A 23,936-nucleotide genomic window follows, 5' to 3' on the forward strand; every position below is an offset into this window, starting at 1 on the left:
CAGTCGGGTTCAGCACACCAACCCGGCCGTGTGCCCGAGTGGTTCAGGGGCTCGCCTGCAAAGCGAGTGACGTGGGTTCGAATCCCGCCACGGCCTCCATAGCCTTGACCAGGCGAAACGAGCGGCCGATGCCCCAATCGAGCGCCGCCCGTCGCAGCGCCCGTCTCAGTTCTCGTCTCAGTTCTCGCCTCAGGTGAGCACCGACCGCCATCCAGCGTGCGCACCACAGGAGAACAGAGCGGCTCGCGAAAGGCGGCCAGCCCGCCTCTGGAAGCCTCTGAACAATCCCGAGCGCGCCACTCTTGGGCCCCTCCCTCCACAACCCGGCCCGTGTACCCAAACGGTCCACTACAGATCGCCGTCGGCGTCGACGCCTGTAAGCCTAGTTATGCCCCGCAAGCCTGCTTACGGCTCACGGGCCCTCACTTCGGACGCGCGAAAGGGAAAATATGGCCGGACAGCTGATTTTCGAGGATAAAGACGCATCAGGAAAAGTCGCCGTCCGCGTGTACCGTGAACAGTCATCGCAAGAAGCGGCTAAATTTACTGACTTCGCTTGCACTGTCGACGAGGGCTTTGTCGTTATCGGCGGCGGAGGGAGCGGGGAGATCTCTCCAGGAGCACTCCTGACCGCTTCGTACCCTGGCAACGATCGTCGCCGGTGGCTCGTATCCTCGAAGGATCACAACGTGTCCAGCCCACACCGAGTGACGGCATATGCCATCGCCATGAAAATCAACGGCATGACACCCGGCGATCTGCTTGCCAATCTCCGCTTCAAGGAGACGACGAGCGGAAATTCGGCGCATCCGGAAGCCGCCTCGGGGGTTGATCCGGGCTTCGAGTTGATCAGCGGCGGGTTTCGCGTCAACACCTCTGGGGCGGGGAACCTAGCAACCGCCTCTTTCCCCGAACTCGGCCCCGAGTGGCGAGCCCGCTCCAAAGATCACAAGATCTCCAGCCTTGCCACCATCACCGTATTCTCGATCGCGCTACGGAAGACTCTTCCAAGAGTCGGAACGGTGCAGCGTGGAGAAAGTTCCAATCTGAGCGGCAAGTCAGTTCATCCAGGAACTCAGGCATTCCTCAGCGCAGACTTTGCACTGACAGGGGTTGGCGCCGAAACACACACCGATGGTCCGGGCCAACTACTATGGTCCCTTGCACCCCAAGAATCCGTAGGCCAGACAGGTACAAACGCGAATTCAAAGGACCACCAACTCTCCTCGCCAGGAAAGATCACGGCATTCGCGCTCGGCATCAAGATTGTGTAGCAGAAAAACTCAGGGCGGCCGCCGGAGCGGCTACCCTGTGCCTCACTCACCTGGGTGGTCGCTCGGTGTCCGATTTCCAAATGAGCTCATCGACCTGTCCAGCAATGTCCGTCCGCACGGCGTCCACCATGTGCTGATAGCGGGCGGCCATGGCCGTAGTCGACCACCCCATGAGGCCCATGACGGCACGCTCGGGAACACCGAGGATCAGCAGCACCGTCGCGGCCGTGTGGCGGGCATCGTGGAGACGTCCATCCCGAACGCCCGCCTCGGCCAGAAGATCCTTCCACTCGGACCAGCCCCTACGGTGGGACGGGCTGAGCCCCTGTTCGTCCACGAACACCCAACCGCCTTCAATCCAGCGCTTCCCGGCCGCCTCCCGCTCCACATCCTGCGCCTCCCGGTGGGCTCGCAGCAGGTCAACAAGTTGCTCGGGTAGGCCCACCGCGCGGCGGCCGGCACGTGACTTGGTGGTGGAGATCTCCGGGTTGGTGCGTCGCCTCTGCGGGCAGTAACCGGCGGCTTTACGTCCGCACGGCTCCGCGCACCCGTGCGCCCACTGCGGCCGGTGGCGGCTACGGCGGACCACCAGGAATCCATCGTCAAGGTCGATGTCTTCCCACTTCAAAGCCAGCACCTCCCCTTGGCGCAGGCCAAGGGCGAGAGCAACCGCCCAACGTGCAGAGTTGCGATGCTGAGCGGCGGCTTTCAGCAGACGCTGACAGCCCCGTCGAGAGCCATCCAGTCGGCATGCGAGGCGAAACGCGTCGCTGCGGCTGGTCGTGTAGCCGGGGATGAGGCCATGGGCCAGGCGGTCCCAGAGCGCCGCGCGCCGCAGCAGCCACTCACGCGCTCGGTCCTCGGTATTGCTCAGCCACACCAGCTCACTGCCGTGCTCGGGTGCGGAGGCGTAGGCCTGGATGGCGTTGGGCCAGTCGGTGACGTCGTTGTCGAACACAGGGACTCCTGTCAGCGGTTGAAGTGCGGGTGAACGATGGTTTGGACGGTGGTGCTCACGCGGCCTCGCGGCCGGGCAGGAGCATTCCGTCGTCGTTCTTGCGGAGGGCTCCCGTGGCCGTGAGGGTCTTGATCTCGCGGGAGACGGTGCCCTTGTTGATTCCGGTCCGGTCGGTGATGTCCCGCAGCGTGCGGGCGCCGTCGTGGACGGCCCGCAGGACCCGGTCACGGTTCGTCTCCGCCCCGGTCGATGCGGGCGCGGAAGCCGTAGCGGCTGCCGGCTCCTTGACCAGGCGGAGCGTGCTTGCGGCGGTCCGGGAGGATGCGCGGTGCCAGATGGGCCGCTCGGGAAGGGCGATCACGTCTTCGGGGGAGAAGGCGCGGGTGCTGATCGGGTGGGGCTTGGCCTTCGGTCCCGAGCGCAGCATCGCCACGCCGGGCATGGGCAGTTCGTGCGCGTGCCAGCCCTTCTCGGTGGCGTCTTCTCCGAAGACCACGCGGGACTCACCCGAGGTGGACAGCGCGAGCGCGGCCCGGTAGGTGATCTGCGCGCTGATCTGCGGGTCGATGCCGCCCTTGGCGTCCATCGTGGGCTTCTGCGTGGCCCAGATCAGGATGATCTCGGCTGCCCGCGCCATGCGGGCCAGCGTGCCCAGGTTCTCCATGATCTGCGACCAGTCGGGATGGCCCGACTCGCCGTCGCTGCCCTTGGCCCGCTTCCTGCGGGCCAAGGTGATGACTTCGGCTCCCTCGTCAACGAACACCGTGATCCGGGGCCGTTCTTCGGAGATCTCAATCGTGTCCCGACCGCGCGGGACCAGGGCGAGCCGCTCGTGCATCTCGACGACCAGCTCGTCGGTGACCTCCAGCACCTCATCAATCGTGATTGCGGTGCGGGCGCGGTGTTCCCAGTTGATCGCCTCAACCCGTTTCGGGTCGATGACCACCAGGCGGTGATCAGGCGCCTCGGACGCCTCAGCGAGGAGAGCGCGGGTCGACCAGCTCTTGCCCGAGCCAGACGTGCCCGCAATCAGCATCCGGGGCCCCAGCGGGACCATGACCGACTCGCCCGTGACCGTGTCGACGCCCCACGGGTCGCCCGGCTTCCAGCCGCTCAGGTCGATGCCGTCTGCCGCGCTGCGGGTCCGCAGCGTGATCGTGGCCCGGTCGCCGTGGCTGCCGGATGTGATCTCCAGGCGCAGGTCGGTGCGAGCCCCGAGCAGGGCCCGGATCTCATCCGCCTTGGCACGGAACGTCTTGGGCGTCCAGCGGCCGTCGAGGCGCACATGCGAGACCAGCCCGGCCGGGGGCAGCTTCGCCGGGGTGGGCACGGTGCCGGACAGGCCGCGGGTATCGGCGTTGGGCACCCAGAACGACGGGTCCAGCCGGGAGGCAAGCCGCTGCTCCTCTGCGCTCATCCCGTCATCGAGCCGCACCGACGGCTGACGCCGCCCCAGCCACAGACTTGCGACGTTCAGACCGATCAGCCCGGCCGACACGGACGCCGGCCACAACGTGAGCGCGTGTGTGGCTTCCGACATCAGCCACGAGGCCAGGCCACCCGGCAGCGCGTGCGCGGCGTGCGTCTGGATGGCGCGGGCCACGAGGGTGGCGGGGTAGTTCTTGCGCGCCGCCCTCAGCCCGGCTCGTGCCTGGCTGTGATGCTGCCGGGTGGCCTTGTGCGCGGTGCGCGCGGCCCGACGGGGCCCCGACAGCGGGTTGTTGGACGCCTTGCGGGCGGCACTGCGCTGGTTACGGGCCATCGCCGCGGTGGACCGGGCGGAGTTGTGCTCCCGCTGCGCCGCCATGAGCGCCTTCAGGTTCTCAGGAGTCCGCAGCTGCGCCCGACGCTCCGCCTCCCTGTCCCACCATGCGGCGAACGGCGCGCACATCGGCGCGAGCGCGTCCAGTGCTGTGTTGGTCGTGTCGGTGGTGGTCGACCATGCTTGCTTCCAGTCCACGAAAGGGTCCTCCAAGACCGTGGATGAGGGCCGGTGCGCCGTTGCGTGGCGTCACCGGCCCGTCCGAATTGCGATAGTTGGTGCCGCCGGTTGCGCCGACAGCACCGGTTGAACCCCCGCAACACGCTCTGACCTGCGAAGTTGCGCAGTTGCGCCGTTCCGGAGAGAGGGGCCCTACGCGCACGCGCGCGTAGGGCGGAGGGAAACACGGTCGCGCAGCGTCTCCATGGGGGCGTGAGTGACCGTTCGCGGCCCCCGGGGTCTTCCAGCCCCGCGCGAAGGGATCCAGGCGCCCTACGGGCCGCCTACGGCTCCCGCCCGTTAGGGGCCCGCATCCTGGTGCCGGACATGTCGGTGCCGCACGCCGCGCCTGTGCGTCGCGAAGACGGGGCGGACGACCCGCGCCTTCGCCGTCGCATGCACGACATGATGGTCGGCTTCACCCGCAGCATCGCCAACTCGATCCACGAGCTAAGCGTTCTCTGCTGGTGGCGGAAACCAACGTGAGCGTGCGGGTCCACGGCGGCACGCAGTTCTTCAAGCTGTACGTGATCAACAAGGAAGACGCATTCTTCGGGTACTACCCCATCCGACCCAACAAGGTGGTGGCCGAGGGAGAGGCCATAGAGATCTACGACCTGGTGGGAGCCGACGCCACGTTGTTCCACCACTCCGTGAACGAGGGCGAGTCGTCGAGTGGGGCTCAGCAGGTCGAGCAGGCCCGCATGTGGTTCGACAGCGTCTGGAACACCATCGGAAGGGACCTCGACCCTGATGGGAAGTAACAAGCTCGCCGAGATCGCCGGAGCCACCAACGGAGTCCTGTTCGACTTCGACGGGCCGATCTGCGACGTGTTCGCGGGAAGGCCCGCCCCCGGCGTCGCGCGGGAACTCACGGAGGTTGGCACCCGGCACGACGCGATGCTTGGCGGTAAGGCGCACGGTGTCGACGACCCGATGGAAATCCTGCGTCTTGCCGACCAGGGCGGCGAGCCGGTCATCCGGGCAATCGAAGAATCACTGACCAAAGCCGAAGTGTCGGCCGTCAAGGTCGCGGGGCCACCCGTCCCCGGCGCGGTCGCCGCCCTCGAAGCGGCGCACTCTTCTGGGCGAAAGGTCGCCATCGTCAGTAACAATTCCACGGCCTGCGTACGGGCGTTCCTGATGCAGCACGGCCTTCGCTACCTGGTGCACGAGGTCATTGGACGTGCCGCGTACCGGCCGGATCTGATGAAGCCCGACCCTCACTCGCTGCTGCTCGTCGCCGCGCAACTTCGCGTACACCCCCACAACTGCACACTCATCGGGGACTCGGTGACAGACGTCGAAGCCGCTCGTGCCGCTGGGGCGATGTCCATCGGCTTCGCCAACAAGTCGCACAAGGGCATCGCCTTGACTGAGGCGGGGGCCGATGCAGTGGTCACCGACATGACCACCGTGGCCGACGCTCTGGCATCGAGCCCGAAGCCGCGCGCCTAGAGCAGACTGACTTGCCTGGTCAGTGGTCTCGGCACCGTCTCAGTTTCCGTCTCATTCACCGCCGTTCGATGCCGTTCACGAGGGTTCACGCCACGAACGGGAGTACGGGGATGAACGAGGCTGAACGGCTGCGGATCGCCCTCTGACCAGCCCGGACAAACCTGCAAAGCGAGTGACGTGGGTTCGAATCCCGCCACGGCCTCCATACGCTCCGGCCAGGGGCGACGGATGGGCCGGTCTCCTCCCGGGGAGACCGGCCCACCGCTGTTCGTCTCCGTTTCCGTCTCGGCTGGCCGGGAGCGGCGCGTCGTCAGGAACCGCAGTCGCGGCCGGCGTCGCACTGCCAGCCGGAAAAGCCGCCTTCGCGGGGATGGTCGATGTCGTGGTCGAATTGGAGAAACCCCCAGGCCGCCCAGGCGATGAAGGCGACGCAAAGGGCGAGTCCGGCCCACAGGGCCAGTCTCTTCACAAGGGTGCGGGGATCCGCTTCGTTCCCAGGGGCGTCAGGCCCGCACCGGCCGTCCCCGTTCCGCCCGTCGCCCGAATGCGCAGGGCGGGTGGTTTCCGGCGACTTCGGCAGCGGCTGTCCGGCCGCGGAGTGCCTGCCCTTCACGAGTGCACCGTCATCTCGCCGGACGTGCCGGACACGTCGAAGTCCCGGGCCATTCCGGAGCTGTGGAGGTGGGCGATGTCGGCCTGTTCCAGGTTCATTCCCAGCGGCCCCGGCCCCCCGCCGGAGACCGTGGCGCGGTGCTCGCTGGGGATCCCCCAGTCGTAACGCTTCTTGACCTCGACGTGGTAAGTGACCTCGCCGCCCTCCTTCTCCCCGACGAGACGGTACTGGAAGTGGTTGAGCGCGTAGTACCACTCCGTGCTGCTGTCGCCGTCCGAGGGATCGGGGGCGGTGGAGGACCACTCTGTGGTGAACGGTCCGTCCCCGCGTTTGGCGGTGTCCCGCCCCACGGCGGTCGGCCCTTCGGTCCCGTCGTGAACGAGTGCGGACGTCGATGGACAGCCATCCGGCCGGCCCGGGCACATTGCACAGCGAGTGACGTGGGTTCGCATCCCGCCAGGCCTGCGCAGGCTCCGGCCAGGAGCGGGAGCGGGGCCGGTCTCCCCAAAGGGAGCCCGGCCCCGATCTGTTCGTCCCGGCTGCCGTATCGGTTGCCGTCTCAGGTGGCCGGTACGGCGTGTCTCAGCCGGCTGGATACCGCCGGCCCCCCGCGACGCCACACGGGCCCCGCCGGGCCACGTGCCCGCCGCCTCAGGCCCCCTGCTGCTGCGCCACCTGCGCCACCGCCGCCTGGGGGCGGATCGGGAGGCGGCCGATGGGGCGGCCGGTGGCGGCGCGTACCGCGGAGGCCACGGCGGCCGGTGAGGTGACGACCGGGACCGCGCTGGCGGGCTTGGCGCCGAAGGGGGCGACCACGTCCCGTTCCTCGACGAGCTTGACGATGCGGATGTCCGGGGCGTCCAGGGCGGTGGGCAGCGCGTAGCCGGTCAGGTCGGGGTGGCGGACCTGGCCGCGGGTGGTGCGCAGGTTCTCCATCAGGGCGGCACCGAGTCCCTGGGTGACCCCGGCCTCGATACGGGCCCGCAGCTGGCGGGGGTTGAGCACCCGGCCCACGTCCTGGGCGACGGTCATCTCCACGACGCGGACGGTGCCGAGCTCGATGTCGACATCGGCGACGCAGCGGATCGCGCAGAAGGCGAGACCCACGAAGGCGTCGCCCTGGCCGCCCTCGTCCAGCGGCTCGGTCGGATGCGGGCGGCACTGGGCGGTGGCCCACAGCTCCTTGCCGTCCAGCGCCTCGGCGACGGTGGTGCTGAGCACCCCGTCGTAGGAGGTGATCTTGCCGTCGTTGATCTGCAGCAGCTCGGTGGACATCCCGAACTTGTGGGCCAGCGGCTGCAGCAGCTGCCTGCGCACCATCTTGGCGGCGCGCTCGACGGCGCCGCCGGAGACCCAGGTGTGCCGACCGTGGCAGGCCGGGCCGGCCGGCGGCTGGTCGGTGTCGACGCCGGCGACATGCACCTCGTCGATGCCGAGGGTTTCCTGCACGATCTGCCGCGCCAGGGTGGAGAACCCCGATCCGGTCTCGACCGCGGCGCAGATGACATGGGCCACCGAGCCGCTGACCTTGACGGTGGCGGTGGAGACCTCGTCGGTGCCCTCCGCGCCGAGCATGTGCACCATGCCCAGCGCGTAGCCGACGCCGCGGCGCACCGCGCCCGGTTCGCCCGCCCCCTCGGGGCCGCCCGGCAGCAGCCACTCCGCTTCGGGCGCGTCCTTGGGCAGCTCGGGAAGCGGCGCTTCCTTGACGGCGTGCAGGAGTTCGGCGACCGGGGCCGGGCAGGTCACGGTCTGCCCCGTGGGCAGCAGGTCTCCGGTGGCCATGACGTTGCGCAGCCGGATCTCGTCCGGCTCCAGGCCCAGCCGGGCGGCCAGCTTGTCCATCTGGCCCTCGTAGGCGGCACAGACCTGCAACGCGCCCTCGCCGCGCACATGGCCGGACGGGGGGTTGTTGGTGCGCACCGCCCAGCCGTCGACCACGGCGTGCGGGACGACGTACGGGCCGCAGGAGAAGGAGACGGCCGCGGCCAGCGCGTCGGCGGAGGTGTCCGCGTAGGCACCGGCGTCCATCAGGATCTGGGCCTCCACCTTGACCAGCGTGCCGTCGGCGTCCGCATGGTGGCGGTAGCGCAGCAGCGTGGGGTGGCGGTGGGAGTGCGAGAGGAAGGACTCCTCGCGGGTGGCGGCGAGCTTGACGGGGCAGCCCGTCCGCAGCGCCAGCAGGCCGAGCGGGAGTTGGACGCCGGGGTCCTCGCGGTCGGCGGTGGCGCCGGGCACGCCGGTCACCACGACCTTGACCTGGTCCGGTTCCAGCCCGAAGGAGGCGGCGGCCAGATCGCGGTCGGTGTGCGGGTCCGTGGAGGCGGTGTAGATCTCCACGCCGCCGTCGGGGCGCGGCACCGCGAGTCCGGCCTCGGCCCCGATGGGCGCCGGGTCCTGGCGGCCGATCCGGTAAAGCCCCTCGACCATCACCTCGCCCACCACATCGGGGTCGCCGAAGCGGAGCGGGATGTGCCGGATGAGGTTGCCGTCGGGGTGCAACGGCTCGGCCTCGAAGGCCAGTTGGGGGTCGGTGACCGCGTCCTGGATCTCGTACTCGACGGCGATGGCGGCGGCGGCCAGCCGCGCCGTGTCGGGGTGCTCGGCGGCCACCGCGGCGATCGGCTCGCCGTGGTGGCGGACCTCGTCCTTGGCGAAGACCGGGCGGTCGGCGGTGCCCCGGCCGTGCCCCGCGTCACCGGGGACGTCCTCGTGCGTGACGACGACGCGCACGCCCGGCATCTCCTCGGCGTGCTTGGTGTCGATCGACAGGATGCGCGCCCGGGGGTGGGGTGAGCGCAGCACCGCGGCCCACAGCAGCCCCTCGGCCCACAGGTCGGCGGCGTACGGGAAGGTGCCCTCGGCCTTGGCCGGTGCGTCGGCGGGCGGCAGGGACACGCCCAGGCCGTGCAGCGGCTCCTCGGCGGGGATCGGGACGCCCGCCGCGGGGGTCGCGGTGACGGCGCCTGCGCCGTCGGACGTGCCACTCATGCCGCAACCTCGCTTCGCCCGGCCTCGCACCCGCTCGGCGCGCGCCTCTCGATGCTCTCGATGTCTCTCCCCCGGCGTCCGGCCCGGGAGGCTCCCCTGCTGCGCTCGTTCATGCGGAGCCTCCCGAGTGCGGATCCTGGTCGTGCGGGGCGTGGCCCATGGGGTCTGCGGGGCCTGCCTGATGGGGGATACGGGCGGTGTCCGCCGGCGCCGTCCCGTCCGCGTCGTCCGCCGGTCCGTAGGCGGCCTCCGCCGACTCCGCACGGGCCTTGACGACCTCGTCGACGGCGTCCAGCACCCCCCGGTAGCCCGAGCAGCGGCAGAGGTTGCCGCACAGCGCCTTACGGGTCTCCAGCTCGCTGGGGGCGTGATTGCCCTCCAGGAGGTCATGGACGGTCATCGCCATCCCCGGTACGCAGAAGCCGCACTGCACCGCACCGGAGGCGGTCAGCGCGCGCTGCACGTCGGAGGGCTCACCGTTCTCCGCGAGCCCTTCGACCGTACGGACCTCGCTGCCCGCCGTGGTGGCCGCGGGCACCAGGCAGGACGCCACCAGCCGCCCGTCCACCTGGACGGAGCAGGCTCCGCACTCGCCCTGCGAGCAGCCGTCCTTGGCGCCGGCCAGGCCCAGCCGCTCGCGCAGCACGTAGAGCAGCGACTCGCCGATCCAGGCGTCGGTGACCGGCCGGTCGATGCCGTTCACCCGCAGGACGTAGGAGGTGGCGGGGTGTTCGTCGAAGGCTTCGGCGCCGTCCTCGTCCGCCGCTTCGGCCTCGCCCGCCACCTCGGTGCCGACGGGGCCCTCGGTGTCACCGGCCGGAATCCCGCTGCCGCTGCCGGTGGCTTCGGCGGTGCCGCTGCCCTCCTCGCCGGGGTTTCCGGCCGCCCCGCGGTTCTCGCCCGTTCCGGGGTTCTCGTCGGCCCCGGCAATCCCGTCCGCCCCGGCGTTGCCGTCCGTCCCTGAGCCCTCGCCGGCGTTCCCGGCGCCCCTCGGGTCCGCGAGGCCATCGAGGTCCGTGAGACCGCCGAGGTCCGTGCGGCCACCGAGGTCCGTGCGGCCGGTGTGCTCGGCGTGCTCGGCGTGCTCGGCGTGCTCGGCGTGCTCGGCGTGCTGCGGCACAGCGTCCGCAAGGCCGTCGGCACCCGGGGCGGCGGGCGCCACGTGCCCGGCCCCGTCGGTGAGCGCGAACTCGCCGGAATCCTCCCGCTGTTCGCCTGCCGCCCCCGGGATCGTCCAGTCGGCCGCTCCGCCGGGCGCGTCCGCCGGCCTCTCGGGCCGGTCCTCCGGCTCCTGCCCCCGGGCCCCGTCGTGCGGCGGCTGCGCGGCGTCCCCGGCGGGCGGCCACTGGGCCAGCGCGTCGGGCGGCAGAGACCAGTGCCCGGTCGCCGCGCCTGCCGCGCCGCCTGCCGCGCCGTGCGGGGCACCCGCGCCCGTTCCGTACACGTCGGCGCCCGACGGGTCCGTGCCGCGGCTCCGACCGGCCTCCGGTCCGGCGTCGCGGTCCGGGAGGCCGTGTTCGTGCGCGTACGGGTCGTCCGCGGCGCCGCCGAAGTGCGCGGGCACCGCGCCGCCGTGTGAGCCGTCGTGCGGCACCGCGGGGTACGTTCCGGCTCCGCCGGTGGCGGCCGGCCCGGCGGTGAAGTTCCAGTGCCCGGTACCGGCGGCCTCGCCGGCGTCCGCCGGGTTCCCGGTGCCGTCGTACGCACCGGCGCCCGGGTAGCCGCCCCCCTGGTAACCGGTGGCGCCACCGGCCCCCGCAGGACCGGGATGTCCGTGATGACCCGCATGGGCGGGGTGGCCCTGATGGCCGGGGTGGCCCGGATGGCCTTCGGCAGGGGCCGTATGCCCCGTCAGTCCGTCGTCGCCGAGCAGGTATTCGCCGGATTCCTCCAGGCCGTCGTCCGCCGCCGCGGGGACCGACCAGGTGCCGCGGTTACCCGCCTCCGGGCTGCCCGCGACGGGCCAGTCCACCGGGTCGCCGTGCCACGGCCGGGCGGCCTCGGGGGCGTCGCCGTGGTAGCCCTCGGGGGCGCCGTGGTGGGCCGTGTACTCCGCCTGGGCCGGGTACCCCGCGGACGGGTCGGCGTATCCGGCCGAGGGGTCCGCGAAGGGCATCGTCCACTGGCCGGTGGCCGACGGGTCGGTGCCCGCGACCGGCGGCGCGGGCTCGTGCGGGGTGAAGGAGGCCGGCGGGGTGTAGCCGTGACCTGGCGCGGCGAGCGGTTCGGTGCCCGGGGTGCCGTACCGGGGCGATCCGCCGCCGTAGACCCCGGTGGTGAAGCCCTCCGGGAGCTGCACGAAGGCCGTCGCCTCCGACTCGTACTCGCCGCCCTGCGGCAGCGGCTGCCAGCCGTGTTCGGGGTGCGGCTGGTACGGATGGCGGTTGTCGGCGTCGCTCATGCCGAGCCCTCACTTCGCTCGGCCCCGCCTTCGCGAGGCGCGCACCTTTCGATGATGATCCCCCGGCCTCCGGCCGGGGGGAGAACCACGCTGCGCTCGCTCATGAGAGCGCCCTCCCCAGTGCGCGGCGGGCCAGGGCTGCCACCGTACGGCGCAGATGGAGCGCGGCCGGCGGCAAGGTGGCCGATTCCGAACCGTCCTCGGGCGGTGCCGGGTCCGGGATACAGGCGGCGGCGACGTAGTCACCGAAGGCCGTCAGCGCCTCGGGCACCAGGCCGCGTTCGCCGTCCCAGTCGATGAGCGAGGCCACCCACTGCTCGGCCTCCAGGGGACGCAGCGGCATGGCGGCGACCGCGCCCACCGCGCAGCGCACCCCGCGCCGGGCCGGGTCCAGGACGAGCGAGACGGAGGCGGTGGCCCGGCCGGGGCCGGTGCGGCCGGTGGCCTTGAGGAAGGTCTGCGGGGCGTGCAGCAGCGGCACCCGCACAAAGCCGACGAGTTCGCCGGGGCCCAGCATCTCCCGGCCGGCCAGCAGGTGGCTGACCGGGATCTCGCGGCGGCTGCCCCCGGGGCCGGCGATGATCACCGTGGCTTCGAGGGCGGCGAGCACCGGGAGGGTGTCGCCCGTGGGCGCGGAGGTCACGATGTTGCCGCCGAGGGTGCCGGCGTTGCGGACCTGCGGCGGGCCGGCCGCGCGGGCTGCGGCGGCGAGGCCCGGGATCAGGGCGGCGAAGTCGGGGCGTCCCATACGGGCGAGGGTGAGGCCGGCGCCGAGCAGCGCATGGCCGTCCAGGTACTGCCAGCCGCGCATCTCACTGATCCGGCCGAGGCCCACCAGGGCTGCGGGTCTGAGGAGTCCGGCGTTGACCGCCGCCATGAGATCGGTGCCGCCCGCGACGGGCACGGCGGCAGGCATGGCGGTGAGCGCCGCCACCGCCTCGTCGAGCGAGGCCGGCAACGTCACCGTGTGCGACGCGTGCGGTGCGTGCGTGGTCAAGCCAGCTGCCCCTTCCCCGGTGTCCCGGCAGTTCCGCTCCGCCGTACGGTACGTGCTCACGGCCCGGACGTGGCAACTCTGGCACATCTTCCCGGGCCTCCGGCGCGAGGGTCCGCGAACCGGCGATCCGTCCCCGAACAGGGTGCTGGTCCGGTTTCGTCCGCCGCCGGCCGTGCGGGAACTGCGGTGTGGCGCTTCGGCGGAGGTGTCCGGCCGGGGCGCACACCGCCGCTACGGCGATGCCCGGTACAGCAGTGCCCGGTACGGCGATACCCGGCCACGGAAGTGCCGTGGTGCGGGGTGACGCCGTACCGGACCACCGTCCCAGGGTCCGGCCCTGCGAGCGCCCTCCTTGCACGGGGGCTCACACGTTTGGGGGCGCCCCGTCGATCGGGCGTCCGAGCACGCCGGGCCGTTTCTGCCAGGGGAGGGGGCCGCCGGGCGGGCGGTAGCCGACGCCGAGGGCGTCGAGGCGGGCGTAGTGGACAGCCATCCGCCGGGTGAAGTCCTGGTAGTCGCGGTCGGCCGGCGCGGGCAGCCGCGACCAGGCGACCTCGGCGAAGGCGGCCAGCCGGGGAAACACCTGGTAGTCGAGGCGCTGCTGACTGTCCATGACCTCGGTCCAGGCGTTGGCCTGGGTGCCCAGGACGTGCGCGGCCTCGTCCGCGGTCAGCTCCGGCGGCACCGGCTCGAAGCGGTAGACGTCCTCCAGGGTCCGTACGAAGCCGATCGGCACCGGCTCCTTTGGGGAGTGATGCTGACGGTGGTCCAAGTACACCTGCTGCTCGGGGCACATCACGACGTCATGGCCCGATTTCGCGGCGGCGACACCTCCCGCGTAGCCGCGCCAGGAGGAGACCGCGGCGCCCCCGGCCGGCCCGCCTTCGAGGATTTCGTCCCAGCCGATCAGCCGCCGGCCGCGGGCGGTGAGCCAGCGGTCGAAGTGCCGGATGAACCAGCTCTGCAGCCCGTCCTCACCGGCCAGTGACAGCTCGGCGATCCGCGCCTGGGCGGTGGCGGACGCCTTCCACTGGTCCTTGGGGCATTCGTCGCCCCCGAGGTGCACGAACCGCGAGGGGAAGAGCGCCAGGACCTCTTCCAGCACGTGCTCGTAGAACCGCAGGGTGTGGTCGGTGGGTGCCAGCACGTTGGGGCTGACGCCCCAGGTGTCCCAGACCTTCAGGGAGGCGGTGTCGATGACGTCGGTGTTGCCGAGTTCCGGGTACGCGGCGATGGCGGCCTGCGAGTGTCCCGGGATGTCGATCTCGGGCACGACGGTGATGTGCCGCTGGGCGGCGTAGGCGACGATCTCGCGGATGTCGTCCTGGGTGTAGTAGCCGCCGTGCGGGCGCTCGTCCCAGAGGGGGGAGGCCCGGTGACCGATTTTGGTGCGCTCCCGCCAGCCGCCGGTCCCGGTCAGTTCCGGATAGCGGGCGATCTCGATCCGCCAGCCCTGGTCATCGGTGAGGTGCAGGTGCAGGACGTTGAGCTTGTGGGCGGCGAGCAGATCGAGGTAGCGCAGCACACCGTCCTTGGGCAGGAAGTGCCGGGCGACATCGAGCAGCATGCCGCGCCAGGCGAAGCGGGGAGCGTCCTCGATGGTCTGCTGCGGCAGGACGGCCGCGCGCCCGGGGGCGAGCGGCGCCCGGCGGAAGGCGTGCGGGCCGAGGAGCTGACGCAGCGTCTGCGCGCCCCGGAAGACGCCTGCCGGGCCGCCGCCGGTGATCCGTACGCCCCAGCGCGTGGCGGCCTCCAGGCGATAGCCCTCTGCGGGCAGGGCCGGGTCGAGGGCGAGCACGAGGGTGTCGGCGGCGTCGGCGGGACCGGGCGGCAGCGGCAGGCCGAAGGCCGCCCCGAGAGTGGCACGCAGCCAGCGCGCGGTGTCCTCGGTGCCGGGCCCGGCGGCCAACGCCGTGCCCTCCCCCAGCCGCACGGCGCAGCGGTAGGGCCCGTCCATGCTCAGCGGCGCCGGGATCAGCCCGCCGCCCGGTGCCGTGGGGGTGGTGTCCGTGTCGGGCATGCCGTCCGTCCTTCACCGCGCCGCCCGGCCCGGGACCGGGCGGCCTGCACGAGTCCCCACCTGTACGAGGGCCAAGAGGAGGGGAAGACCGGCACGGGGGCGGCCCTCACGGCCGATGCTGCCATCATCCCGCCCCGGCCGGGGCTCTTCGGCGTGAACGTGCCGAAGACCGGCCGCGTCAGGGCGGGATGGGGACGGGCGGCGGGGCGCCTCACGGCGAAGGCGCGCGCCTCGGACGGCGGGGCGCGCCACGGATGATCAGGCGCGCCACGGACGGCGGGGCGCGCCACGGACGGCGGGGCGCGCCACGGCCGGCGGCTGCTACTTCTTGCCGCCGCCGTTGCCGTCCTTGCCGCCCTTGTCCTTGTCGCCGCCGGCGCCCATGGACTCGAAGATCTCCTTGCACATGGGGCAGACCGGGTACTTCTTCGGGTCGCGACCCGGGACCCAGACCTTGCCGCACAGCGCCACGACGGGGGTGCCGTCGAGCGCGCTCGCCATGATCTTGTCCTTCTGGACATAGTGGGCGAAGCGCTCGTGGTCACCGTCGCCGTGGGACACCTGCGGTGTCGGCTCAACGAGGGTCCCCGTACCTGCCCCGCGCTCGGGCTCAAGAGTGCTCATAGGAGCCAAGGGTACTCACGCCCGATGCAACCCGGGAGCGTCGGCCCGCCGCCAGGTGGAGCGCAAGACCCGCCGCCGCCACCCCGGCCGCCACCCACGGCAGCGCGTACGGCGCCAGCCCCGCCGCGAGCGCCAGCCCGCCGAGCGCCGAGCCGACCGCGCTGCCCAGATAGAGGGCCGAGCTGTTCAGGGCGAGGGCGATGGTGCCGCGCTCGGCGCGCAGCGCCAGCAACCGGTGCTGCTGGGGAACCTGCAGTGCCCAGCCCGCCGCGCCCCACGCCACCAGCGCGACCACCGCGCCGGGCAGCGCCGCGTGGGCCAGCACCGGCAGCAGCGCCAGCGCCGGCACGATCACCGCCAGCACCCCGCCGGTCAGCGTCCGGGCCCGCCCCGTGCGGTCCACCAGCGGCCCGGCCAGCACGCTGCCCAGCACCCCGCCGGCGCCCCAGGCCCACAGGTACGGAGCCACCTCGCCGACCCCGCCCGCCGCGGCCAGTACCGGCGCGAGGTAGGTGTACAGCCCGAGACTGGCCACCGCGGCCAGGAAGGACACCGCCACGACGGGGGCCACGGCGCGGTCCGTGAGGGCCGTCAGCCGGGCACGTACCGGCACCACGGGCTCGGCCGGGACCGGCGGCAGCAGCGCCGCCAGCCCGGCGAGCGCGCCGGCGCCGAGGGCCGTCAGCAGCCACATCGTGGCCCGCCAGCCGGTGTGCTCGGCCAGCAGCACCCCGATCGGTACGCCCAGTACGGTGCCCGCGCTCATGCCCCCCATCACCAGGGCCAGTGCCCGGCCGCGGCGCTCGGGCGGCACCAGCGCGGCGGCCGCCGCCGTGGCCAGCGCGGAGTAGACCCCGGCACCGGCACCGGCGACGGTCCGGGCGAGGAGCAGCGTCCCCAGCGAGGGGGCCAGGGCCGTCGCGGCGTTGCCGAGCGTGAAGACCGCCAGCGCGGCCAGGATCAGCGCCCGCGGCCGGACGCCGGAGACCAGCCCGGCGACCAGGGGCGCGGAGAGCGCGTACGCGAGTGTGAAGACCGTGACCAGTTGGCCCGTCAGCGCCACCCGGGCACCGATGTCGTCCGCCAGGAGCGGCAGCACTCCTGCCATCACATACGCGTCCAGCCCGAGGGTGAAGGCCCCCAGCATCAGCAGCCCGACCTTGCGCACCGTGCTCAACTCCCGTGATCTTCCGGGGCGCTGAGGAGTTCCCCGCCCCGGGGTGAACCGACGGATGAAACGTAGGCAGTCTCCGTATGCGCGCGGAAATGCCCGGCGGGGTGCACTTATGCTGGTGCGGCATGAATGACGACACCGATTCCGCGCTCCAGGCCCTCGACGGCATCGAACTGCGGCACCTGCGCGGCTTTGCCGCCGTGGCCGAGGAGCGCAGCTTCACCCATGCCGCCGACCGGCTGCGGATCGGCCAGCCCGCGCTGACCCGGACCGTGCGCGCGCTGGAGAACCTGGTCGGCGCCCGGCTGCTGGACCGTACGACCCGCCGGGTCGAGCTCACCGACGCCGGCCGCCGGCTCCACGCCGACCTCGCGCCGCTCCTGTCCCGGCTGGCCGCCGCGCTGCGCTCGTCCACCGGACCCGCCATCCTGCGGCTGGGGTTCACCTCGCTGCTGCCCGCCGCCTGCACCGCGCTCATCGCGGACTTCGAGGCGGCGACGGGGGCCGGGGTGCGGCTGGTGCGCCGCGACTCCCCGCTCGCCGGGCTGGAGACCGGGGAGTCGGACATCGTGGTGCTGCACGGCGAGGTCCCCCGGGACGCCGGACTGCGCACCACGACCCTGCTCCATGAGCCACGGGTGGCCGCGGTGTCCCGTGCGCTCGCCGCGGGAAGCCGTACGGGCGGCCGCACACCGGGCCGGGCCGGGCAGGAACACCTCACGGACGCCCGGGCGGTGGCCCTTCGCGCCGTGGCCCGCCGCCGGGTGCTGGACTGGGCCGAGCTGGCCGGGCTGCCGCTGGTGGTGAACACCGTCACCGGCAGCACCGGGCCGGAGCTGTGGCCCACCGGCCGGCAGCCCCAACTCACCTGCACCGCGGGCAATGCCGATGAGTGGCTGGAGGCGGTGGCCGCCGGGCACGGCGTCGGGGTGGCCCCGGAGCCGGTGACCCGGCGGCACACCCACCCGGGGATCCGCTACCTCCGCCTGAAGAACGCGCCGGCCGTACCCGTCCACCTGGCGCTGCCCACCCGCGATGCCCATCCGCTGGCCGAGCGCTTCTTCGCTCTGGGAGCCCGGATCCGGCCGGCGGCCGACGGCCGGTGACGGTGACGGTGACGAGTCCACCCCTCCTGGGACGCGCCCGGGAAGGCCCCTACGAAATCACCGCCACCCCGCCCCGGGCCCCGGCCGTCAGGCCCAGTTGCGCGGCGAAGGCCAGTGCGGCGTCGGGGCGGACCTCGTACCAGCAGTCCTGGCCGCAGACCGCGTCCAGCAGTGCGGTGATGTCCTGGGCGCCGACCCTGCGGGCCTCGGCGGCGGCGAGGAAGGCGCGTATCGCCGCCAGGGCGTCGACCTCCGTCTCCGTGCGCGCCACGAGGATCTCGGCGATGTCCCCTGCCGCGTCGTCGCCGGGCGCGACCCAGCTCATGGCCATCTCCAGACCGTCGTCCGGCAGCTTCTCGGGGTACGGGGCGCGCGCCCAGGCGCCGTCCTGCCACCAGTAGACGAACCCGAAGAGATTGCCCTCGGCGTCCTCGCGCAACTGCTCCCAGGGCAGCCAGGCCGGGCCGCCGGCCAGGAAGTCGATCTGGCGGCCGCCGCTGTGGGTATGGCTGCCGTCGGAGTCCTGGCCGCAGAGCAGGGCCCGGCCGTCCTCGAAGAGCTTCAGCCGCCACCAGTAGCTTCCGCCGTCGTTCCAGCACTGCAATCCCCGGTCACCCCAGGAGAATTCGTCCCAGTCGTCCACGGCTGCCGCCACTACCGCCAGCGTCGCGGCACGCGCCCACAGGTGCTCTGGATGGTCCAGGTCCTCGGGCAGGCTCGGCCTGTGCATGGCGCTCTCCCCCGCTTGTCCAGCGCGGCCCCGCCGACGCGGCCGCGCACCGTCCCCTGTCGTCTCGAACCATAGCGACGGGGTCCGACAATTCCCCATGACGAAGCCGTCACAATAATCAAGTCGTCAACAAAATCCGGCCCGCGACGCGCCCGCCGCCCGCCGGCCCGCCCCACCACCCCCTCGGCCCCGCCGCCACACCCGGTTCCCACCGCGCACCGCAACCCGGCCGGGGCCGGTGCGGCGCCGGTCGGTTCCATCGGTTCGGCGACGGACGGTTCGGCGACGGACGGTTCAGCGCCGGTCAGTTCAGCGACGGATCGTCCGGATACGTGGCCACCATCGCCAGCTCGTTGCGCTGCCGGCGCAGCACCGCGCGCCACAGCTGCTCCGGGTCGGGCGAGGAGACGTCGCCGGGCTCGGACTCGACGACGTACCAGGCGCCCTCGACCAGTTCGTCCTCCAGCTGGCCCGGGCCCCAGCCCGCGTACCCGGCGAAGATCCGCAGACTGCCGAGGACCGCCGCGAGGAGTTCCGGAGGGGCCTCCAGATCGACCAGTCCGATCGCGCCGTGCACCCTGCGCCAGCCCAGCGGCTCGTCACCCGACTGCACGCCCGTCCGGTCCGCGGCCGGCACACCGGCCGTCTCCGCGCCGTCGCCGCCCGACCGGGCGCCGCTGTCCACGGACGGGATGCCGCCCTCACCGGACAGCCCGCCGGGCACCACGGCCACCCCGAGCGCCGAGTCCAGCGACACCGGACCGCCCTGGAAGACCACCCCCGGCTCACCGGCGAGCGCCGCCCAGGGCGCGAGGATGTCCGCGACACCGACCGGCGTGGGGCGGTTGAGGACCACGCCGAGGGAGCCCTCCTCGTCGTGGTCGAGGAGGAGCACGACCGCGCGGTCGAAGTTCGGATCGGCGAGCGCGGGCGTCGCGACAAGAAGCCGCCCTGTGAGCGAGGACACCTCGGTCATGGCCACATGATCCCGCACTTCTGCCCGGAGCGGGGAGTCAACGCCCGGACCCGCGCGAGAGCAGGGCAGGGCGTACGGCGGCAGCACCGGCGCACGACCCCGACACCGGACCGGCCATTCACGACATCCCCGGCAATTTCCCTCAAAGGTCGATTACAGATCAAAGGCGGACCGTAGCGGAGCGTGTTGTGACAAAGCCATTACATGCTCAGAGGCTGCACGGGCCTACGGACTCACCCCCGCCCGCCCTTACCATTTCAGCTTGGCCCCTGCCCGTCTCCAGGAACGCGAGATCCATGACCGTCTCTACTGACGACGTACTGCTTGTCCACGGCGGCACCCCGCTCGAGGGCGAGATCCGGGTTCGCGGCGCGAAGAATCTTGTGCCGAAGGCCATGGTCGCCGCCCTCCTCGGCAGCGGCCCCAGCCGGCTGCGCAACGTGCCCGATATTCGCGACGTACGTGTGGTGCGCGGGCTGCTGCAGCTGCACGGCGTCACGGTGCGCCCCGGTGACGAGCCGGGCGAGCTGATCCTCGATCCGTCCCACGTGGAGAGCGCCAACGTCGCGGACATCGATGCGCACGCGGGCTCCTCGCGGATCCCGATCCTGTTCTGCGGCCCGCTGCTGCACCGTCTGGGTCACGCCTTCATCCCCGGCCTGGGCGGCTGTGACATCGGCGGCCGGCCGGTCGACTTCCACTTCGACGTGCTGCGCCAGTTCGGCGCGACGATCGAGAAGCGCGCCGACGGGCAGTACCTGGAGGCCCCGCAGCGGCTGCGCGGCACGAAGATCCGGCTGCCGTACCCGTCGGTCGGCTCGACCGAGCAGGTGCTGCTGACGGCCGTCCTGGCCGAGGGCGTCACCGAGCTGTCGAACGCCGCCGTGGAGCCGGAGATCGAAGACCTCATCTGCGTCCTGCAGAAGATGGGCGCGATCATCTCCATGGACACCGACCGGACGATCCGGATCACCGGTGTCGACAGCCTCGGCGGTTACACCCACCGCGCCCTCCCTGACCGCCTGGAGGCGGCCTCCTGGGCGTCCGCGGCGCTGGCCACCGAGGGCAACATCTACGTCCGCGGCGCGCAGCAGCGGTCGATGATGACCTTCCTCAACACCTTCCGCAAGGTCGGCGGCGCCTTCGAGATCGAGGACGAGGGCATCCGCTTCTGGCACCCGGGCGGCCTGCTCAACGCCATCGCCCTGGAGACCGACGTCCACCCCGGTTTCCAGACCGACTGGCAGCAGCCGCTGGTCGTCGCGCTGACCCAGGCGTCGGGCCTGTCGATCGTGCACGAGACGGTCTACGAGTCCCGGCTCGGCTTCACCTCCGCGCTCAACCAGATGGGCGCGCACATCCAGCTCTACCGGGAGTGCCTGGGCGGCAGCGCCTGCCGCTTCGGGCAGCGCAACTTCCTGCACTCCGCGGTCGTCTCCGGACCGACCAAGCTGCAGGGATCCGACCTGGTCATCCCCGACCTGCGCGGCGGCTTCTCGTACCTGATCGCGGCGCTGGCGGCGCAGGGCACCTCCCGGGTGCACGGCATCGACCTGATCAACCGCGGCTACGAGAACTTCATGGAGAAACTCGTGGAGCTGGGCGCCGACGTCGAGCTGCCGAACGGCGCCCTGCCCACCAACTGAGGCCGGCGGCCACCCGGCCGGCGAACGGATGCACCGCCCGGCCGGCGAACGGCGCCCTGCCGACCGGGCGCCGGGGGGAGCGGCTTTTTGCCGCTCCCCCCGGCCCCCCGCAGGAGCTGAGCGGGACTCCCCCCGGTGAAGCCCCGCTCAGCAGTCCGTCACCAGCACCGGCTTCTCGTGCGGTGTGACCGTGCACCGAGCGCCCGGTGTCAGCTCGCCGGCCTCCCAGCTGGGCACATCGGCCTTGAGCCGGACGCCGGTCTCGGTGGTCAGGTGCAGACGGGTGGTGGCGCCGAGGAAGGTCGCCACCCGTACGGTCGCGGACATCCCCTCCGCGCCCGCGTCCGTACGGATGGCGAGGCCTTCCGGCCGCAGCAGTACCTCGACCGCACGGCCCTCACTGCCGCGCGGCGCCGCCCCGTGGACCGGCAGGCGGCGGCCGAACAGCTCCACCACCCCGCCGTCCCTGACGGTGCCGGGCAGGCGGTTCATGGTGCCGACGAACTCCGCGACGAACGGGGTCGCCGGACGCTCGTACAACTCGGCGGGCGCGGCGCACTGTTCGAGCCGCCCGCCCTGCATCACGGCGACGCGGTCGGCCATCGACAGCGCCTCTTCCTGGTCGTGGGTGACGAAGACGGTGGTGATGCCGAGTTCGAGCTGGATACGGCGGATCTCCTCGCGCAGGCTGAGCCGCACCTTGGCGTCGAGCGCGGACAGCGGCTCGTCCAGGAGCAGCACGCGCGGGCGGACGGCGAGCGCGCGGGCCAGCGCGACGCGCTGCTGCTGGCCGCCGGAGAGCTGGTGCGGATAGTGCTCCTCCCGGCCGGGCAGGCCGACCAGGTCCAGCAACTCCGCCGCGCGGGCGGTGCGTTCGGCGGCGGCGGACCCCCGCACCCGCAGGCCGTAGCCGATGTTCTGGGCGGCCGTCATGTTGGGGAAGAGGCTGTAGGACTGGAAGACCATGCCGATGCCGCGGCGGTGCGCGGGGACGTGGGTGACGTCCTGGCCGTCCATGGTGAGCTCGCCGCCGTCGGCGGTCTCGAAGCCCGCGACGATGCGCAGCGCGGTGGTCTTGCCGCAGCCGGACGGACCGAGCAGGGCGACCATCTCGCCCGGCGCGATCTCCAGGTCGAGGCCGTCCAGCGCGGTGGTCGCGCCGAAGCTCCGGCGCAGCCCCTTGAGGTGTACGGGTACGGTCATGACGTCGTCCTTTGCCGGCGGGTACGGCGGGTCCGGCCGCCCGCCAAGAGGGTGAGCAGAAGCAGCAGGCCCCAGGTGAGGAAGAGGCTCAGCATGGCGGCGGCACCGGCGAGTTCGGCCTCCTCGTTGCCGACCTCCACCATCCACACGGCGAACGGCCGGTAGCCGAGCACGGAGGCGACGGTGTACTCGCCGAGCACCATGGCCAGGCTGAGCACCGCGCCGCTGACGACGGCGGGCCGCAGATTCGGCACGACCACCCGCCCCAGCGTGGTCAGCCGTCCGGCGCCCAGGCTGCGGGAGGCCTCGACCAGCGTCTTGAGGTCGACGGCGCGCAGTCCGGCGTCCAGCGAGCGGTAGAGGAACGGCAGCGACATGACGGTGTAGAGCAGGACGAGGACGAGCGGGAAGTTCTCGTTCTGGATGACCATCAGGGTCTGGTAGAAGGGCGTCCGCGCCAGGTCCGGCGCCCACGACAGCACCGTGTTGACCCCGGCGACCAGCGCGATCGGCGGGACGACCAGCGGCGTCATGCACAGGATCTCGACGAGCGGGCGCAGCCGGGGCAGCCGGAGGTGGACGACGACCATGGCGGGGATGACCAGCAGCAGGCCCAGCGCGACGGTGGCCAGCCCCAGTTCGACGGAGAGCAGCAGGCTGCCCAGCATGTCGGCGGAGACCAGATGGCCGGTGTAGACGTCGAGGGAGAAGCCCTTGACGGGGTCGTCGACGGTGAACCAGAGGGAGGCCGCGACCGGGACCGCGAAGTAGAGGAACGCCAGGAGGAGGACGGCGAGGCGCCCGTAGGGGCGGCGGCCGCGGGCGGGGGGCGCGGGGCGCGGCTCGGGGGCGCGGTCCGAGGGCGGCGCCACGGGCGGCTGCGCGGCGGTGGTCATCCCAGCCATCGGGCGCTCCTGCGCTGCAGCGGTATCTGTACGGCCATCACCAGCAGCGCGATGACGACCATGTTGAGGCTCATGGCGAGGGCCAGGTTCTCCTGGCCGACCAGGACGTTTCCGGCCAGTGCGTTGGAGATCTGCACGGTGATCAGCGGCACCGAGCTGCCGACCATGACGGCGGCGGTGGCGTGCGAGGCGAAGGCGGTGCCGAAGAGCAGCACCGCGCCGCCGAGCAGCGAGGGCAGCAGGACGGGCAGCCCGATGTGCCGCCAGAACTGGCCGCGGGTGGCGCCGCAGGAGGCGGCGGCCTCCCGCCACTGGGTGCGCAGTCCGTCGAGCGCGGGCAGCACGGTCACCACCATCAGCGGGATCATGAAGTACAGGTAGGCCAGGACCAGTCCGGCGGTGGTGTAGAGGCTGAACCCGGTGTCGCCGAGGGAGAGCAGCCGGGTGAGGGTGCCGGTGGTGCCGAGGGTCGCGACGAAGGCGAACGCGAGCGGGGCGCCGGAGAAGTTGGCGAGCACCCCGCAGGCGGCGACCACGGCGCGGCGCAGGGCGGGGCGCCGGGAGGCGACGACGGCCTGTGCGATGAGGGTGCCGCAGAGCGTCGCCAGCAGGGCACAGATCAAGGAGAGCTGGACGCTGCCGCCGAGGCCGGTGGCGTAGATGCCCTTGAGCGACTGGCGGACGTTGTCGAGGGTGGCGTGGCTGTGTCCGGTGGCCGGATCGGTGGCGGTGAAGGCGCCGTACACCAGGGCGCCGGCCGGCAGGCCGAAGCACAGCGCGAGGAAGACGAAGAAGGGCAGGACGGCCGGCCAGTGGAGGCGGTGGGCGGTGCGGCGGCGGCCGGGCGGGCCGGCGTCCGTCGCGGGTCGGTCACTCATA

The 23,936-nt window shown here is 72.3% G+C and carries 19 protein-coding genes, 1 tRNA gene and 1 pseudogene; 6 read left to right on the forward strand and 15 right to left on the reverse strand.

The features are described from left to right. Positions 1–24 precede the first annotated feature (24 nt). Together ACGFR7_RS09060 and ACGFR7_RS09065 are read left to right on the forward strand one after the other, a co-directional pair. Positions 25–99, forward strand: a tRNA-Cys gene (locus ACGFR7_RS09060). 350 nt (positions 100–449) lie between these two features. Continuing rightward, on the forward strand, positions 450–1,274 hold the full coding sequence (locus tag ACGFR7_RS09065) for a hypothetical protein (protein ID WP_393315108.1): 825 nt from the start codon (positions 450–452) through the stop codon (positions 1,272–1,274). 46 nt (positions 1,275–1,320) lie between these two features. Here ACGFR7_RS09065 and ACGFR7_RS09070 read toward each other — a convergent pair. Both ACGFR7_RS09070 and ACGFR7_RS09075 read right to left on the reverse strand, forming a co-directional pair. Further along, a pseudogene (locus tag ACGFR7_RS09070) lies at positions 1,321–1,995 on the reverse strand (site-specific integrase); the annotation flags it as partial. Positions 1,996–2,287: 292 nt separating this feature from the next. After that, positions 2,288–4,192 carry an FtsK/SpoIIIE domain-containing protein gene (locus tag ACGFR7_RS09075; RefSeq protein WP_393315111.1) on the reverse strand — a complete coding sequence of 635 codons (1,905 nt, stop codon included), beginning with the start codon at positions 4,190–4,192 and terminating at the stop codon, positions 2,288–2,290. Positions 4,193–4,680: 488 nt separating this feature from the next. On the opposite strand from ACGFR7_RS09075, the gene ACGFR7_RS09080 reads away from it, so the two are divergent. Then, positions 4,681–4,977 carry a hypothetical protein gene (locus ACGFR7_RS09080; RefSeq protein WP_393315114.1) on the forward strand — a complete coding sequence of 99 codons (297 nt, stop codon included), beginning with the start codon at positions 4,681–4,683 and terminating at the stop codon, positions 4,975–4,977. After that, on the forward strand, positions 4,967–5,671 hold the full coding sequence (locus ACGFR7_RS09085) for an HAD family hydrolase (protein ID WP_393315117.1): 705 nt from the start codon (positions 4,967–4,969) through the stop codon (positions 5,669–5,671). The genes ACGFR7_RS09080 and ACGFR7_RS09085 overlap by 11 nt, the downstream gene beginning before the upstream one ends. A gap of 310 nt (positions 5,672–5,981) precedes the next feature. On the opposite strand, the gene ACGFR7_RS09090 is transcribed toward ACGFR7_RS09085, so the two are convergent. The 8 genes from ACGFR7_RS09090 to ACGFR7_RS09125 all read right to left on the reverse strand — a co-directional run bounded on the left by ACGFR7_RS09090 (position 5,982) and on the right by ACGFR7_RS09125 (position 16,485). Next, a complete protein-coding gene (locus tag ACGFR7_RS09090) occupies positions 5,982–6,140 on the reverse strand; it encodes a hypothetical protein (RefSeq protein ID WP_393315120.1) in 159 nt (52 codons plus the stop codon). A gap of 140 nt (positions 6,141–6,280) precedes the next feature. After that, the gene (locus tag ACGFR7_RS09095) at positions 6,281–6,634 is read right to left on the reverse strand and encodes a hypothetical protein (RefSeq protein WP_393315122.1); all 354 of its coding nucleotides are present in this window, start codon (positions 6,632–6,634) and stop codon (positions 6,281–6,283) included. A 301-nt stretch (positions 6,635–6,935) separates the two neighbouring features. Continuing rightward, positions 6,936–9,275, reverse strand: a complete 2,340-nt coding sequence (locus ACGFR7_RS09100; protein WP_393315125.1) for a xanthine dehydrogenase family protein molybdopterin-binding subunit — start codon at positions 9,273–9,275, stop codon at positions 6,936–6,938. Between the two features lie 109 nt (positions 9,276–9,384). Next, the gene (locus ACGFR7_RS09105; protein WP_393315128.1) at positions 9,385–11,676 is read right to left on the reverse strand and encodes a 2Fe-2S iron-sulfur cluster-binding protein; all 2,292 of its coding nucleotides are present in this window, start codon (positions 11,674–11,676) and stop codon (positions 9,385–9,387) included. 100 nt (positions 11,677–11,776) lie between these two features. Next, entirely contained in the window at positions 11,777–12,673 is an 897-nt protein-coding gene (locus ACGFR7_RS09110; RefSeq protein WP_393315131.1) for an FAD binding domain-containing protein, read from the reverse strand. A 364-nt stretch (positions 12,674–13,037) separates the two neighbouring features. Then, the gene (locus tag ACGFR7_RS09115) at positions 13,038–14,693 is read right to left on the reverse strand and encodes a beta-N-acetylhexosaminidase (protein ID WP_393315134.1); all 1,656 of its coding nucleotides are present in this window, start codon (positions 14,691–14,693) and stop codon (positions 13,038–13,040) included. 321 nt (positions 14,694–15,014) lie between these two features. Then, a complete protein-coding gene (locus ACGFR7_RS09120; RefSeq protein ID WP_393315137.1) occupies positions 15,015–15,317 on the reverse strand; it encodes a DUF3039 domain-containing protein in 303 nt (100 codons plus the stop codon). Further along, on the reverse strand, positions 15,304–16,485 hold the full coding sequence (locus ACGFR7_RS09125) for an MFS transporter (RefSeq protein ID WP_393315372.1): 1,182 nt from the start codon (positions 16,483–16,485) through the stop codon (positions 15,304–15,306). The genes ACGFR7_RS09120 and ACGFR7_RS09125 overlap by 14 nt, the downstream gene beginning before the upstream one ends. 131 nt (positions 16,486–16,616) lie before the next feature. Between ACGFR7_RS09125 and ACGFR7_RS09130 the strand changes: the two genes are divergently transcribed. Beyond that, positions 16,617–17,597, forward strand: coding sequence for a LysR family transcriptional regulator (locus ACGFR7_RS09130; protein ID WP_393315140.1), 981 nt, complete (start codon positions 16,617–16,619; stop codon positions 17,595–17,597). Between the two features lie 49 nt (positions 17,598–17,646). Here the strand turns inward: ACGFR7_RS09130 and ACGFR7_RS09135 are convergent, their stop codons facing one another. Beyond that, entirely contained in the window at positions 17,647–18,327 is a 681-nt protein-coding gene (locus ACGFR7_RS09135) for a hypothetical protein (RefSeq protein ID WP_393315142.1), read from the reverse strand. A 304-nt stretch (positions 18,328–18,631) separates the two neighbouring features. After that, complete coding sequence (locus tag ACGFR7_RS09140; RefSeq protein ID WP_393315145.1) at positions 18,632–19,303, reverse strand: YqgE/AlgH family protein; 672 nt, start codon at positions 19,301–19,303, stop codon at positions 18,632–18,634. Positions 19,304–19,599: 296 nt separating this feature from the next. Here ACGFR7_RS09140 and murA point away from each other — a divergent pair, with 296 nt between their 5' ends. Then, positions 19,600–20,949 (forward strand): UDP-N-acetylglucosamine 1-carboxyvinyltransferase, encoded by a 1,350-nt coding sequence (gene murA, locus ACGFR7_RS09145; protein WP_393315147.1) that lies wholly within the window; start codon positions 19,600–19,602, stop codon positions 20,947–20,949. Between the two features lie 147 nt (positions 20,950–21,096). Here the strand turns inward: murA and ACGFR7_RS09150 are convergent, their stop codons facing one another. From ACGFR7_RS09150 to ACGFR7_RS09160, 3 genes are read right to left on the reverse strand one after another with little or no spacing between them, the layout of a single operon-like run. Then, positions 21,097–22,152, reverse strand: a complete 1,056-nt coding sequence (locus ACGFR7_RS09150; RefSeq protein WP_393315150.1) for an ABC transporter ATP-binding protein — start codon at positions 22,150–22,152, stop codon at positions 21,097–21,099. Next, entirely contained in the window at positions 22,149–23,057 is a 909-nt protein-coding gene (locus ACGFR7_RS09155; protein WP_393315153.1) for an ABC transporter permease, read from the reverse strand. Before ACGFR7_RS09155 ends, ACGFR7_RS09150 begins: the two co-directional genes overlap by 4 nt. Continuing rightward, on the reverse strand, positions 23,045–23,935 hold the full coding sequence (locus ACGFR7_RS09160; RefSeq protein ID WP_393315155.1) for an ABC transporter permease: 891 nt from the start codon (positions 23,933–23,935) through the stop codon (positions 23,045–23,047). The genes ACGFR7_RS09155 and ACGFR7_RS09160 overlap by 13 nt, the downstream gene beginning before the upstream one ends. Position 23,936 lies beyond the last annotated feature (1 nt).

The sequence above is a fragment of the Streptomyces sp. NPDC048516 genome (assembly GCF_043199875.1).
Lineage (GTDB): Bacteria > Actinomycetota > Actinomycetes > Streptomycetales > Streptomycetaceae > Streptomyces.